This window comes from Streptomyces sp. CNT360 (genome assembly GCF_000424785.1).
In genome coordinates, this window is sequence record NZ_AUKO01000001.1 from 657,469 (window position 1) to 671,532 (window position 14,064).

The following is a 14,064-nucleotide window of genomic DNA, read 5'->3' on the forward strand; positions in this document are numbered from 1 at the left end:
GACGGCTCGCATGCTTGAAACCTCCGGGGCTGACCGCGCGCCCGCTACATCCTCTTTCGGCGGTTTTTGCGGTTCATCACATCTTTTCGCCCCACTCTCCGGCCGCCCAAACCCCCGACACCCCCGACCCCCGCACATGGACCCCCGCATGCCACCCGTGCGGAGCACGGGGGACGGCACGCGCCGCCGGCGGCCACTCCCCGAGAGAGGGACCGGGACAGGACAGGCCGGAACGGGACGAGTCACGGCGGGGCGGGACTGGCCGGGCCGGGCCGGGGCACACACAGAACTCGTCCTGCCGGGCGGATCCCGGCAGCCCCCCGCCTCATGGCCGACCCTCACCCTCCGTGGCCGGCCAGCCGACGGGGGCTGCTCGCGATCCCGGCGGCCCCGCAGTGCGGGCGATCCGCGCGCCCGGCACAGGAAGGCTTCGACCCGTACGGGTCAAGGTGGCGTTCCCCCAGGTGTGACTCGTACGGACGGAAAGGCGTGCCGCACTCTTCACAACGGGGAGTGTGACGCGCAACACTCACCAGGCGCATGGACCACAGCCGACCGCCACCCTGCGGAGGTGGGCAACTCATGTCTCTGCACGACGATCTGACGGCCGCTCAGCGCTGTCTGGACGATCTCGCCCGCTGTGTCAGCCGACTGGAGACGCACCTCGGGAGCGGACTGGAGATCCGGCGGGTGCGCAGCGACACCGAGCACCTGAAGGAGTCGCTCTCCCTGCTGAGAGCCACCGCGCCGCGGCAGGCCGTCGAGCCGCATGCCGGGATGGTGACGATCTCCGACCAGCCCTACGACCCGGGCCTGTGGACGGACGTCGACGACGAGGGGCTCGGGGCGCGCGACCGGCACGCACCGTGATGCGGTGGATACTGCGAGTCCACCACGGCAGGCCCTTGCCGCCCTGACCCCTGTCGTCTCTTCCGGAGATTCCGTTGGCCACTGGCACCGAACCCCAACAGAACACGGGGCCCCGCCCCCTCGCGGGCCCCCGAGCCACCGGGGTGCGCTCCAGCACCCGCGCGGACATCGCCGCGCCCCATCTGCGCAAGGACCGCTGGTGGCTCGCCCCCGCGGCGACCGCCGCCGGGCTGCTGGCGTTCGTCGTCTACTCCACGTGGCGCGCGTTCGCGAACACCGACTACTACCACGCGCCCTACGTCTCGCCGTTCTACTCACCCTGCCTGGCGGACAACTGCACGACGATGCGGGGCGGGCCCAACTGGGCGCTGTTCGGCGAGTGGTGGGGGCTCTCACCGGCGCTGCTCATCCTGATCTTCCCGCTGGGCTTCCGGCTCACCTGCTACTACTACCGCAAGGCCTACTACCGCGGGTTCTGGGCCTCTCCCCCGGCCTGTGCGGTGGCCGAGCCGCACAAGAAGTACACCGGTGAGACGCGCTTCCCCCTGATCCTGCAGAACATCCACCGCTACTTCTTCTACGCGGCGCTGCTCGTCGCGCTCGTGCTCACCTGGGACACCCTGCTCGGCTTCCGCAACGAGGAGTACGCGTGGGGGCACATGGGCCTGGGCACCCTGGTCTTCCTCGTCAACATCGTGCTGATCTGGGCGTACACCCTCTCGTGCCACTCCTGCCGCCACATCGTGGGCGGCAGGCTGCGGCACTTCTCCCGGCACCCGGTGCGCTACCGCATGTGGGGCTGGGTCGGAAAGCTCAACGAGCGGCACATGCTGCTCGCCTGGGCCTCGTTGATCAGCGTGGCGCTCGCGGACTTCTACGTCTATCTGCTGGCCACCGGCGCCTTCAGCGACCCGCGCTTCTTCTGAGGATCTGAGAGGGAAATCAGCGACATGGCACACGTCGAACGCCAGCAGTGGGACGTCGTCATCATCGGTGCGGGCGGAGCAGGTCTGCGCGCCGCGATCGAGGCCCGCGAACAGGGGCTGCGCACCGCGGTGATCTGCAAGTCCCTCTTCGGCAAGGCCCACACGGTGATGGCCGAGGGCGGGATCGCCGCCAGCATGGGCAACGTCAACGAGGGCGACAACTGGCAGGTCCACTTCCGCGACACCATGCGCGGCGGCAAGTTCCTGAACCAGTGGCGCATGGCCGAGCTCCACGCCCGCGAGGCCCCGGAGAGGGTGTGGGAGCTGGAGACCTGGGGCGCCCTGTTCGACCGTACGAAGGACGGGCGGATCTCGCAGCGCAACTTCGGCGGCCACGAGTACCCGCGCCTGGCCCACGTCGGCGACCGCACGGGGCTGGAGCTGATCCGTACGCTCCAGCAGAAGGTCGTCTCCCTCCAGCAGGAGGACTTCAAGGAGAGCGGCGACTACGAGGCGCGCATCAAAGTCTTCCAGGAGTGCACCGTCACGCGGGTCCTGAAAGACGTGAACGGCGGGGACGGCGGCGACAGCGGCGACGGTGGCGGCAGAGTGAGCGGCGCGTTCTGCTACGAGCGCGAGAGCGGCCGCTTCTTCGTGCTGGAGGCACCGGCGGTGGTGCTGGCGACCGGCGGCATCGGCAAGTCGTTCAAGGTGACCTCCAACTCCTGGGAGTACACCGGTGACGGGCACGCGCTGGCGCTGCTGGCCGGCGCCTCGCTGATCAACATGGAGTTCGTGCAGTTCCACCCCACCGGGATGGTCTGGCCGCCGTCGGTGAAGGGGATCCTGGTCACCGAGTCGGTGCGCGGCGACGGCGGGGTGCTGCGCAACTCCGAGGGCAAGCGGTTCATGTTCGACTACGTACCGGCCGTCTTCAAGGAGCAGTACGCCGAGTCCGAGCAGGAGGCCGACGGCTGGTACGAGGACCCCGACAACCACCGCCGCCCGCCCGAGCTGCTGCCCCGCGACGAGGTGGCCCGCGCCATCAACGCCGAGGTGAAGGCGGGGCGCGGCTCCCCGCACGGCGGCGTCTTCCTGGACGTGTCCACCCGCATGCCCGCGGAGACGATCAAGCGGCGGCTGCCCTCGATGCACCACCAGTTCCGCGAGCTGGCGGACGTGGACATCACGGCCGAGCCGATGGAGGTCGGGCCCACCTGCCACTACGTGATGGGCGGCGTCGACGTCGACTCGGACACCGCGGCGGCACACGGGGTGCCGGGGCTGTTCGCGGCCGGCGAGGTGGCGGGCGGTATGCACGGCTCCAACCGGCTGGGCGGCAACTCGCTGTCCGACCTGCTGGTCTTCGGCCGCCGGGCGGGCCTGCACGCCGCGGAGTACGCGCGGGCGTGCGCGGAGAAGCGCCCCACGGTCGACGCCGCGCAGATCGACGCGGCGGCGGCCGAGGCGGTGCTCCCCTTCGGGACACAGGCGGCGGACGAGGCGGACCACGCGGGCTCCGGCCAGGAGCGGGCCGGGGAGAACCCGTACGCCGTCCACCAGGCGCTCCAGCAGTCCATGAACGACCTGGTCGGCATCATCCGGCGCGAGGAGGAGATGAGCGAGGCCCTCGAACGCCTCGCCGAACTGCGGGAGAGGGCGCGCCGCCTCCAGGTGGAAGGGCACCGCCAGTTCAACCCCGGCTGGCACCTGGCGCTGGACCTGCGCAACATGCTGCTGGTCAGCGAGTGCGTGGCCCGCGCCGCGCTCAACCGGACCGAGTCGCGCGGCGGGCACACCCGCGACGACCACCCCGAGATGGACCGCGAGTGGCGCCGCGCCAACCTCGTCTGCACGCTGGCCGCCCAGGACGAGGCCGGCCGCGCCGACCGGATCAGCCTGCGCCGCCGCGAGATGCCGCCGATCCGCAAGGACCTCCTTGAGCTGTTCGAGAAGGAGGAGTTGATCAAGTACCTGACCGACGAGGAGCTGACGAGCGAGTGACTACCGCACCGGACACGACGAGCTACGACGCGCACTTCAAGGTCTGGCGCGGCGATGTGGACGGCGGCGGTCTGGAGGACTTCACCGTCGAGGTCAACGAGGGCGAGGTCGTCCTCGACATCATCCACCGCCTCCAGGCCACCCAGGCACCCGACCTGGCGGTCCGCTGGAACTGCAAGGCGGGCAAGTGCGGCTCGTGCAGCGCCGAGATCAACGGGCGGCCGCGGCTGCTGTGCATGACCCGCATGTCGGTCTTCGACCGCGCCGAGACCATCACCGTGACCCCGCTGCGGGCCTTCCCCGTGGTGCGGGACCTGGTCACCGACGTCGGCTTCAACTACCGCAAGGCCCGGGAGGTGCCCGCCTTCGTCCCGCCGCAGGACCTGGGGCCCGGCGAGTACCGGATGCAGCAGGAGGACGTCGGGCGCTCGCAGGAGTTCCGCAAGTGCATCGAGTGCTTCCTGTGCCAGGACACCTGCCATGTGGTCCGCGACCACGAGGAGAACAAGGCGGCCTTCGCCGGGCCGCGCTTCCTGATGCGGGTCGCCGAGTTGGACATGCACCCGCTGGACGCAGCCGACCGGGAGGGGCTGGACCGCAAGGCCACCGCGCAGGACGAGCACGGGCTCGGCTACTGCAACATCACCAAGTGCTGCACCGAGGTGTGCCCGGAGCACATCCGCATCACCGACAACGCGCTCATCCCCCTCAAGGAGCGGGCCGCCGACCGCAAGTACGACCCGCTGGTCTGGCTCGGCAACAAGATCCGCCGACGCCAGGGATGACGTCCCGTCCGGCCCCGGGCAACCGCTCCGGGGCCGGGGCCGTCAGCTCCCCGCGCGGCGCCGCGAGGAAGCCGACGGCCGGCTCCGGTGGGCCGCCCGGGCGGGCACGCCCCCGAAACAGCTCTCAGAAGAGATTGAGCAGGGCCTCGGTGGGGTCCGGGGCCACGGCACCGGACTCGGGGCGGGGGAGCTGGAACCACACGGCCTTGCCGGAGGGCACCCGGCGGCTGCCCCAGCCGGTGCTGAGCAGGTCGACCAGTTGCAGACCGCGGCCCCCCTCGTCGGTGTCGTGGGCGCGGCGGCGGCGCGGCTGCACCTGTCCGGCGTCCCACACCTCGCACACCAGCGTGCGCTCCAGCAGCAGGCGGAGGCGGATGTTGCCCTCGCCGTACCGCAGCGCGTTGGTGACCAGTTCGCTCACCAGCAGTTCGGTGGTGTCCCCCAGGGCGTCCAGGTCCCAGGCGGCGAGCTGTTCGCGGGCCAGTTCGCGGGCGCGGGCCACCGAGCGCGGCTCGGGCGGCAGCGTCCAGTCGCCGACCTGGGCGCCGTCCAGCCCCTCCACGCGGGCGACCAGCAGCGCGATGTCGTCCTCGCCGTGGTGCACGTTGAGGGTGCGCAGGACCCGGTCGGCGGCGTCCTCCAACGGCTCGGCGGCGTCCGTGAGGGCCGAACGGAAGCGGTCCAGGCCCTCGTCCAGCGGGTGATCGCGGGACTCGACCAGGCCGTCGGTGTAGAGGGCGAGCATCGCGCCCTCGCGCAGTTCGACCTCCACCTCCTCGAACGGTTCCCCGCCGACCCCCAGCGGCACCCCCTTGGGGACCTCCAGCAGCAGCGCGGGCTCGCCCGGCTCCAGCAGGATGGGCGGCAGGTGGCCGGCGTTGGCGAAGGTGCAGCGCCCCGAGACGGGGTCGTAGACGGCGTAGATGCAGGTGGCCAGGTAGACCTCGGACAGGTCGGCGTCGGCACCGCGGTAGGCGCGCTGGGTGTGCTGCTGGCGGCGGGCGTCACCGAGGCCGCGGGCGATCTCGTCGAGGGCGCCGAGGACTTCGGCGGGCTCCATGTCGGTCAGCGCCAGCGTGCGGACGGCGGTGCGGAGTTCGCCCATGGCGACGGCCGCGCGCAGCCCGCGTCCCATCACGTCGCCGACGACGATGGCGGTGCGGTGCCCGGGCAGTTCGATGACGTCGAACCAGTCGCCGCCCACCTCGGTGGCCGGGTTGCCCGGCAGGTACCGGCAGGCGATCTCCAGCCCGGCCGCCTCCGGGTCACCCGGCGGCAGGAGGCTGCGCTGCAGTATCAGGGCGCGCTCGTGCTCCCTGCGGTAAAGGCGGGCGTTGTCGATGCAGACGGCCGCGCGGGCGGCCAGTTCGGCGGCCAGCGCGCCGTCGCGCTCGCCGAACGGTTCGCTGCCCTTGGCGCGGGAGAACTGCGCCAGTCCCAGCACCCGGTCGCGGGCCACCATGGGGACGGCGAGCGTCGACTGGACGACGGCACCGAACTGGGCGGGCACGCTGCCGTCCTGCCCCGCGATGTTCTGCACCCGCCCGGTGCGCAGCGCGGTGGCGTACGGGGAGTGCTCGGCGTAGCAGTGGGTGGAGCCGACCTCGGCGGGCTGTCCCGGCTGCGGGCCGCCCGTGGGGGCGGAGCCGGTGGCACCGGCCGCGCCGGCGCTCCGCTCGTCCTCCGCCCGGGCGCTCTCCTCCGGGAGGCCGAGGGCGTACGGGGCGTCGGCGACGGCGCTGGCGAAGGCCACTCTGCGCAGTTCGCCGCGGGGGGCCCCGAGCGGGCTGCGCCGCCGCCGGGGCAGCCCGGTGCGGCGGGCGGGTGCCGGCACCGCGGCCGCGGCGTCCGTACCGGAGGCGGTGGCTGTGTCCGTGGGGGTGGTCCCGCCTGTGGCGGTGTCTCCTGCGGTGGCGGGGTGCACGACCGTACCGGTGCCCGCGGCGGTGTCGCCGAAGCCGTCCGCGTCGTCGGGGCCGGGGGGGCCGACGGGGCGGGGCTCGTCCCCCGCCAGCACGCTCTCGTACAGATCGACGGACGCCAGGTCGCAGAACTGCGGCACGGCCACGTCCAGCAGTTCGCGCGCCGTGGTCTCCAGGTCCAGTGAGTTGCCGATCCGCGCGCCTGCGGCGTTCAGCAGCGCCAGGGCACGACGTACGTCGTCCTGCTTACCGGCCGCCTCCACCGGGATATCGCTCAATGCCGCCCCTTCCACTGCCGGTGCTCGCCTCCGGTCCGAGCAGTCTGGCAGCTCGGAGGGGAATCCGGAGCCCGCTCTTTCCGATCACCACAACAAGTCTCCTTGCCGCGACGAGGCACCATGCGCATACCCCCCGCTGTCCACGAGGGCCACCCCTGTCTCCTAACCAGCCGGAGGGGTGTCGAACCCCAGGAGAGCTGCCCGAACCGCAGGCCGTCCGCGTACTCCTCCGGCATCACCCCACGCCACCGGGGCCGAACGCGGTGAAGCGCCGTCAGGGGAGCAGCAGTTCGAACCACACGGTCTTGCCCTCGGGCCCGAGCCGGGTGCCCCAGCGGTGGGCCTGGATGGCCACCAACTGGATACCCCGGCCGCCCTCCTGCTCCTCCGTGACCACCCGCTCGCGCGGCGGCTCGGGCATCGGATCGGAGACCTCCACCACCAGCAGCCGCTCCTGCGCGAGGCCCTCCCGCCCGGTGTCGCGCACGATGCGCACCCCGACGGGACCGTGCGCGTACCGCAGCGCGTTCGTCACCAACTCGCTCACCAGCAGGACACAGGTGTCCTCCAGATCGGCGATGCCCCATTCGCGCAGCGTCTGCCGTACGTCCTCACGGGCGCGCCGCACCGCGTAGCTCTCCGCGGTGTACGACCAGGAGGCGGCGGTGTCGCCCGGCAGCCCGCCGAGCCGTGCCATCAGCAGCGCCACGTCGTCCCCGGTACTGAGTTGGCCGTTGACCCGCCCGCCCTGCGCGCGCAGCGACCCGATGAGGGTGTCGCACGCGTTCTCGATGCCGCCGCAGCCGGTGTCCTCGACGGGGCCCGGCGATACGAAGGACCCGCAGTCCTGGTCGGACCCCGCGCCGGGCCCGCCGGAGCCGGGCCCGGTGCGGCGGTGCCGGGGGCCGGCCAGCAGCCCGCACACCCGGTCGATGCCCGCGGTGATGTCCTCGCCCCGGCTCTCGACGAGTCCGTCGGTGTAGAGGACGAGCACGCTGCCCTCCAGCACCTCCGTCTCGGCCAGTTCGTACCCTCCGCCGAGGGCGGGACCGCCGACGCCGAGCGGGGTGCCGGAGGGGAGGTCGAGGGGCCGCACCCGGCAGCCGCCGTCCTGCTCGGGCGTGACCAGCAGCGGCGGCACGTGCCCGGCGCTGGCCAGGGTGAGCACCCCGCAGCGCTTGCCCGCCGAGGTGGGTGCCGGCTCGTAGACGGCGTACAGACAGGTGGCCATCAGCGGTTCGTCCGGCCCGTGGGAGAGGTCCTCGCCGACGGTGCTGACGCGGGCGAGCAGTTCGTCCGGCGGCAGATCGAGCCCGGCAAGGGTCCGTACGGCGGTGCGCAGCCGGCCCATGGTGACGGCCGAGTGCAGCCCGTGGCCCATCACGTCGCCCACCACGAAGGCGACCCGCCCGCCGGGCAGCGGGATGACGTCGAACCAGTCGCCGCCCACCTCCGTGCCGCTGCTGCCGGGCACGTAGCGGTACGCCAGCACGACGCCGGGCGGCTCGGGGATCCGCTGGGGCAGCAGGCTGCGCTGGAGCATCAGCGCACCCTCGCGCTCGCGCGCGTACAGGCGCGCGTTGTCGAGGAAGGTGGCGGAGCGCTCGGCCAGCTCGACGGCGAGCGCACGGTCGTCGTCCACGTAGGGCGCCCGGTCGCCGGTGCGGCTGACCAGGAGCAGCCCGAGCCCGGTGCCGCGGGCCCGCAGCGGTACGGCCATCAGCGAGTGCACGCCCAGCTCGACAGTGGCGGCGGTCCTCGGGTCGCCGGGCCGGGTGATCCGCCGGATCTCCTCGGGCGAGTCGGCGAGCTGGACCTCGCCGCTGTCCAGCGCCCGGCCGAGCAGCGAGTCGCGCTCGTGGACGATCTCGCTGCCGAGCCGCAGCAGCCGCTCCACCGCCTCCCCGGTGTGCCGGGAGGCGAACCCGAGCTGGTGGAGGGGCGTACCGACGGGGATGACCGGCTCGGGCAGGTCTCCGCCTGCGGCGACCTCGCCGCGCAGCAGGACGGTCGCGTAGTCGGCGAAGCGCGGCACCAGGGCTGCGGCGAGCGACTGCGCGATGGCCCGCACGTCGAGCCGGTCGCCCAGCGCCACTCCGAGATCGTCCAGCAGCGCCAGCCGTCCGCGCGCCGCCTCCGCCTTGTTGAGCGCCTCCAGCCGCTCGGTGACGTCCACGACGGTGCAGCTCACCCCGAGCACCTGGCCGCCACGGTCGGTGAGCCGCGCGAACGAGACGGAGTGGACGCCGCGCCCGTCCGGCGCCGGGAGGACGACGTCGACGACGGAGCGCCCCGTCTCCAGCACGCCGGCCTGGATCTGCTCGACCTCCTCGGCCGCGGCGGCGGGCAGCAGGGCGCCGACACGGCGGCCGTGCAGGTGGCCGTCCCGCGCGCCGGTCAGCCGCAGCAGGGCGTCGTTGAAGCGGACGAAGCGCCGGTCGGTGTCGAAGAGGGCGATGCCCAGCGGTGAGGAGGCGAACACCGCGTCCAGCGCCGCCAGGTCGTGCTCGACCGCGCGCAGCCGGCTGGTCTCCATGATGTTGGCGAGGACGAAGCGGTTGCGGTCGGTGTCCCGCAGCAGCGCGCCGCGGCCCTCGACCTCGACGGACTGCCCGTTCCGGTGCCGGATCGCCAGGTTGCCGCGCCAGGTGTGCGTGCGGCGCAGCGCTTCCCGGCGTGCCAGGCGCTCGTCGGCGCTGCTCTCGATGATCTCCTCGATGGGGCGCCCGATCATCTCCGCGGCGGACCAGCCCAGGATGTCCTCGGTGGTGGGGCTCCACAGCAGGACGGCGCCTCGCCCGTCGAGCATGACGATCCCGATGCGGAGAGTGTCCAGGAGCGAGGTCGCCCTTCTCGCCCCGTCGGCGCCTTCGGTGCTCACGGCCCACGCCCCTGGTCGGGATCCGGATGGCAGGCTCGGCCGGTCGCCGGGCCCGGCGCTGGGGATCCGGGCGGTACCGGTCAAGGTGGGGCAATTATCCCCATGACCGTCGGCCGATCGCCTGCTGACGGCGCGCTAGGGCTCGTCGGCCCTGTGGTGCTCCACCAGATAGCCCTCGCCCCGCTCCGCCAACCGCTCCGCGAGGTGCTCGGCCTCCGCCCGGGTGGCGTAGCTGCCGACGCGGTAGCGGTTGCCGTGGCAGTCCTGGCGTATGAGCTGCCAGGGCCGCACCGCCTCGCTGTCACCGCTCGCACTTCGCATATGCCGGAGCTTACGCGGGGCCCTCACTCAGTGCATTCAGGTTTGCACAATGGGCCAACATTTTCGGCCGTCTGTTCGCCTCCCCGGACCCGGCACCCCCGGGAGAGCACCGCCTGACGGTGACGGACAGCGACGACAGAAGGACGGGAGAAGGAGCCCGGACGGGCACCCGCGGCAGTGACCCCGTCACCTCACCGGCAAGTGGTAGGAGAGCTTGAAGCGGTCGGCCGGCACCACCACGTCCGCCGTCTCCACCGGCCGCTTACCCGCGAAGTACGTACGGGCGACCACCAGTACCGCGTGCCCGGGGACTCCGCCCAGCGCCGTCATCTCCTCCGCCCTGCCGGGCCGGGAGCCGACCTCCTCGGTGACGTTGTCGACCACCAGGTCGATCGCCGCCATCCGCTCCACCACACCGCGGCCCCCCAAGGGGCCCTCCTCCGGCAGCATCACCGGCGTCCGCCCCGTCACCGCCAGCGGCTCGAACGAGGTGGAGAGCATCACCGCCTCCCCCTCCACCTGGAAGACGTACCGGGTACGCATCACCTTGTCGCCCGCCTCGATGAACAGCCGCTCGGCCACCTCGCAGGACGCCTCCTGCTGTTCGCTCTGCGACTCCCAGGTGCCCTGCACCAGCTCGTCGGACTGCTCCTGACGGAAGGGGGTGCACTCCCCCAGCGTCCGGTACCCCGTGCGGGCGACCCGGCGCGCCGACGGCAGCGGACGCACGTAGGTGCCCGAGCCGGAGCGGCCCTCGACCAGCCCCTCGGCCATCAACACCTTGCGGGCCTCCAGTGCGACCGTGTCGGAGACGCCGTACTCCGCCCGGATGCGGGCCTGCGAGGGGAGGCGGGCGTGCGGAGGGAGGGAGCCGTCGGTGATCTTCTTGCGGAGGTCCGACGCCACACGCAGATATGCGGGCTGTTCACCGAATGGCACGCGTGCCCTCCCCGTTCCGGCCTGACCAGCATGAGCTGGGTCGTACAACGTAATGCTGACGGTCAGCAACAGCTTGGCAACAGAGGGTTGTTGGCCGCAACGGTCGGCCAAAGTTTCACCCGATGTGATGAGACCCTGCTCAGAGCCCCCACATCTGAGGACACACCGGGGGCCGGACCCCTCCGGCACCGCCGCCGTCGATGCCCTGACGTCAGTCGGCCGAGCCGGCCGAATCGACGACCGAGTCGTCGCTCTCCATCGCGAACAGCACCATGGTCGCGCTGACCCGGACCGCCTCCCGCGTCCCCGGCGGAAGGGCCTGACGGTGCAGCACCTCACTCAACTCCCGGGCGCCCTCGCGCACCTCGGCCCACACCTGCGGCGGCAACCAGACCTCGGCGTCCGTCATCTCTCCCCGTACGGACGTGTCGCGCCGCGCCGTGCGCCGCCGCAACTCCTCACCGAGGGCACCGGCCAGCGAGAGGTAGGCGTCGACCCCCTGCGGGGCGCCCCCACCGAGCCGTTCGCCGCTGTCGGGATCGTGCCGGTACCGCTTGGCCCTGCCGCCCCGCACCGCGACCTCCCCCGCCGCCTCGACGAGCCCCGCCCGGTGCAGCCGGCGCAGGTGGTAGCTGACGTTGGCCTGCGACTGCCCGAGAACCCGCGCCGCCTCGGCCGCGCTGTGGGCCTGGCCCGTCAGCAGGGACAGCAGGCGCAACCGCAGCGGATGGGCGAGCACCCGCAGATCCGCGACCGAGGTCCCGTCCGGCACCCCGGACACCTCGGAGCCGGTGCTCGAAGCGGTACCGGTTCCGCTTCCGGTCCCGTTTGCGGCCTCCGCTCCGGGGCGGGGCTCGGGTTCGGCCTGTGCACCGGCTCCGGTCTCTGCACCGGTTCGGAGCCGTCGGCGGGGTGGAGAGGGCATCGGGCCAGTTTCCCTCACCGCGCCGCGGCCCCGTCCGCACCGGTCCCCGCCGCACCGGACCCCTCCGCGGCGGGCCCGGACGGCGACGGCTCCGGCGCACCGGTCACCGCACGCGGCGTCCCCGTCGTCAGGCTCCGCACCTGGCGGCTGCACAGGGCGCCGGCGGTCACCAGCGCGACCAGCACGGTGCCGGCCACCAACGTCGCGCGCGGCCCGTACCGTTCGGCGAGCGGCCCGGCGGCCATCTCCCCCAGCGGGAGGGCGAGGGTGGAGCCGAGCGCGTCGTAGGAGTAGACGCGGGCCAGCTTCTCCTGCGGGATGTTCTCCTGCAACGAGAGGTCCCAGGCCACCCCGAACTGCTCGATGGCCAGCCCGTTGACGAACATCGCCGCCAACAGGACCGCCACACCGGACGGTTGCGCCAGCGCGAGCAGCGGCAACGCGTCCAGCGCGACGACGGCGACACCGATCCGCAGGGCGTGCCGTGCCCGGGAGCGGGCCACCAGCAGTCCGCCGGCCAGCGCCCCAGCCATCTGGGTGGCCAGCACGAACCCCCACACCGTACGGCCGAACGTCGCATCGGCGACGGTCGGCCCCAGCACCTGGATGCCCCCGGCCGCCACCGCGTTCACCACGAAGAACTGGCTCACGACCACCCACACCCAGGGCCGGGAGACGAGCTCGGACCAGCCCTCGCGCAGTTCCCGCCACGGGCCCGCCGACGCGACGGCCGCCTCCTGTGCGCTCCCCTTCCCCTGCCCGTCGGCCGCCCGGGACGGGGTGAGCGCCCGCCCTGCCGCCCGGTAGGCGAGGGCGGCTCCCAGGAAGGCCACCCCGTCGAGGGCCATGCCCCAGCCGGGGCCCGCCACGGCGGCCAGCAGCCCGCCCGACGACGTTCCGGCGATCATCCCCGCGTTCACCCCCATCCGGGACAGCGCGTTGGCCGGCCGGAGTCGGCCGGCCGGCACGGTCCGCGGGATGAGCGCCGCCGACGCCGGTACGGAGACGGCCGCCACCGCGCCCTGCACCACGCTGAGAGCCACCAGCACCCCCATGGGTGCCCGACCCGTCACGACCGCGAGCCCCACCCCGCCCTGCACCAGCGCGGCAGTGAGGGCCGCGCCCTGGAGCACCAGCGCCCGGGGCAACCGGTCGGCGAGGAGCCCGCCGAGGAGGAGCAGCACCACGTTGCTGACCGACCGTGCGCCGACGACGAGCCCCACCTCGACCGCGGAGCCGCCCGCGTCCAGTACCGCGAAGGCGAGGACGACGGGCGCCATCGCGTTCCCGAAGAACGTGAGGGCGCGCCCGAGCGCGAGCCCGCGGAAGGCGCGCCGGCGCAGGAGTGTGCGCAGCACGGTGCGGTGGGTTCCGTCGGCGGGGCCGGGCAGATCAGTGGTCACGCGAGGAGTGTGCGGCACGCGCCTGGGACCGTCAAAGAGATATTTGGTGGTGTCGCGGGAGCGGGGGTCCTGGTCCCCATGGCCGAGACGCGGCGGTCCGCTGGACGGAGGCCGCCCCCTTCCCGGCCTGGCACCGTGACCGCACATGGACACGCCGCCCCGCCCCGACCGCCGACCGGATCGCCTCCCTGCCGACAGTCCGGCCGCCCTCTGGCCGGACCATCTCTCCGTCGGCGCGGTACGGTTCGCCCGCCCGACCGCGCGCTTCGACGCCGTACGCGCCTTCTACGCCGACGACCTGGGCCTGCCCGTCCTCGCGGAGTGGCGCGGCCACGCGGGCTACGACGGCCTCGTCCTCGGACTGCCCGGCACCCCCGTCCACATGGAGCTCACCCGGCACGGCGCCCCACCCCGCATCCCCGAGCCCCACCCCGAGAACCAACTGGTCCTCTACCTGGCGGACCCGGCCGCGCACGACCGCGCCGTCGCCCACCTCACCTCACGCGGCCACCGCCCCGTCGCCGCCGCCAACCCCTACTGGCCCACCCGCGGCGCCACCCTCTTCGAGGACCCGGACGGCTGGCACCTCGTCCTCGCCCCGTGGGTGTTCGGTCGCGATCCGGTGCCGGCGCCGGCGCCCGCACCGGTGTCAGGGGATCCTGCGCTCGACTGAGGCAGCGGCGGCGAAGCGGCGCATGCGCCGAGCCAACGGCGAGAGCAGCAGCAGCGCCGAGGACAACAGCGAGGGCAGGCAAGGGCAGTGGCCAGCGGCAACGCAGCGGGCAGCGGGCAGCGGGCAGCGGGCAGCGG

General features: G+C 73.1%; 11 protein-coding genes. 5 read left to right on the forward strand and 6 right to left on the reverse strand.

The window, feature by feature from the left end; all coding sequences use genetic code 11:
* The first annotated feature begins 582 nt into the window (after positions 1–582).
* The 4 genes from H297_RS0102830 to H297_RS0102845 all read left to right on the forward strand — a co-directional run bounded on the left by H297_RS0102830 (position 583) and on the right by H297_RS0102845 (position 4,585).
* Positions 583–870, forward strand: a complete 288-nt coding sequence (locus H297_RS0102830) for a hypothetical protein (RefSeq protein WP_027735817.1) — start codon at positions 583–585, stop codon at positions 868–870.
* Positions 871–944: 74 nt separating this feature from the next.
* On the forward strand, positions 945–1,796 hold the full coding sequence (locus tag H297_RS0102835; protein WP_027735818.1) for a hypothetical protein: 852 nt from the start codon (positions 945–947) through the stop codon (positions 1,794–1,796).
* A gap of 24 nt (positions 1,797–1,820) precedes the next feature.
* Positions 1,821–3,800 carry a fumarate reductase/succinate dehydrogenase flavoprotein subunit gene (locus H297_RS0102840; protein WP_027735819.1) on the forward strand — a complete coding sequence of 660 codons (1,980 nt, stop codon included), beginning with the start codon at positions 1,821–1,823 and terminating at the stop codon, positions 3,798–3,800.
* Positions 3,797–4,585, forward strand: coding sequence for a succinate dehydrogenase/fumarate reductase iron-sulfur subunit (locus H297_RS0102845; protein WP_027735820.1), 789 nt, complete (start codon positions 3,797–3,799; stop codon positions 4,583–4,585). The genes H297_RS0102840 and H297_RS0102845 overlap by 4 nt, the downstream gene beginning before the upstream one ends.
* 124 nt (positions 4,586–4,709) lie before the next feature.
* Here H297_RS0102845 and H297_RS0102850 read toward each other — a convergent pair whose 3' ends face one another.
* The 6 genes from H297_RS0102850 to H297_RS34125 all read right to left on the reverse strand — a co-directional run bounded on the left by H297_RS0102850 (position 4,710) and on the right by H297_RS34125 (position 13,254).
* On the reverse strand, positions 4,710–6,785 hold the full coding sequence (locus H297_RS0102850) for an ATP-binding SpoIIE family protein phosphatase (RefSeq protein WP_027735821.1): 2,076 nt from the start codon (positions 6,783–6,785) through the stop codon (positions 4,710–4,712).
* 274 nt (positions 6,786–7,059) lie between these two features.
* Positions 7,060–9,666 carry a SpoIIE family protein phosphatase gene (locus tag H297_RS0102855; protein ID WP_037792523.1) on the reverse strand — a complete coding sequence of 869 codons (2,607 nt, stop codon included), beginning with the start codon at positions 9,664–9,666 and terminating at the stop codon, positions 7,060–7,062.
* Positions 9,667–9,801: 135 nt separating this feature from the next.
* Positions 9,802–9,987 (reverse strand): hypothetical protein, encoded by a 186-nt coding sequence (locus tag H297_RS0102860; protein ID WP_027735823.1) that lies wholly within the window; start codon positions 9,985–9,987, stop codon positions 9,802–9,804.
* 186 nt (positions 9,988–10,173) lie between these two features.
* On the reverse strand, positions 10,174–10,926 hold the full coding sequence (locus tag H297_RS0102865; RefSeq protein WP_027735824.1) for a GntR family transcriptional regulator: 753 nt from the start codon (positions 10,924–10,926) through the stop codon (positions 10,174–10,176).
* Positions 10,927–11,137: 211 nt separating this feature from the next.
* On the reverse strand, positions 11,138–11,698 hold the full coding sequence (locus H297_RS34120) for a helix-turn-helix domain-containing protein (RefSeq protein ID WP_037792525.1): 561 nt from the start codon (positions 11,696–11,698) through the stop codon (positions 11,138–11,140).
* 167 nt (positions 11,699–11,865) lie between these two features.
* Entirely contained in the window at positions 11,866–13,254 is a 1,389-nt protein-coding gene (locus tag H297_RS34125) for an MFS transporter (protein WP_486589379.1), read from the reverse strand.
* A 145-nt stretch (positions 13,255–13,399) separates the two neighbouring features.
* On the opposite strand from H297_RS34125, the gene H297_RS40105 reads away from it, so the two are divergent.
* On the forward strand, positions 13,400–13,927 hold the full coding sequence (locus H297_RS40105) for a VOC family protein (protein ID WP_051351432.1): 528 nt from the start codon (positions 13,400–13,402) through the stop codon (positions 13,925–13,927).
* Positions 13,928–14,064 lie beyond the last annotated feature (137 nt).

Excerpts from the sequence above, each read along its gene's own strand:
- H297_RS0102840 (WP_027735819.1), top strand. The coding sequence starts at position 1,821 with ATGGCACACGTCGAACGCCAGCAGTGGGACGTCGTCATCATCGGTGCG.
- H297_RS40105 (WP_051351432.1), top strand. The coding sequence starts at position 13,400 with ATGGACACGCCGCCCCGCCCCGACCGCCGACCGGATCGCCTCCCTGCC.
- H297_RS0102830 (WP_027735817.1), top strand. The coding sequence starts at position 583 with ATGTCTCTGCACGACGATCTGACGGCCGCTCAGCGCTGTCTGGACGAT.
- H297_RS0102860 (WP_027735823.1), bottom strand. The coding sequence starts at position 9,987 with ATGCGAAGTGCGAGCGGTGACAGCGAGGCGGTGCGGCCCTGGCAGCTC.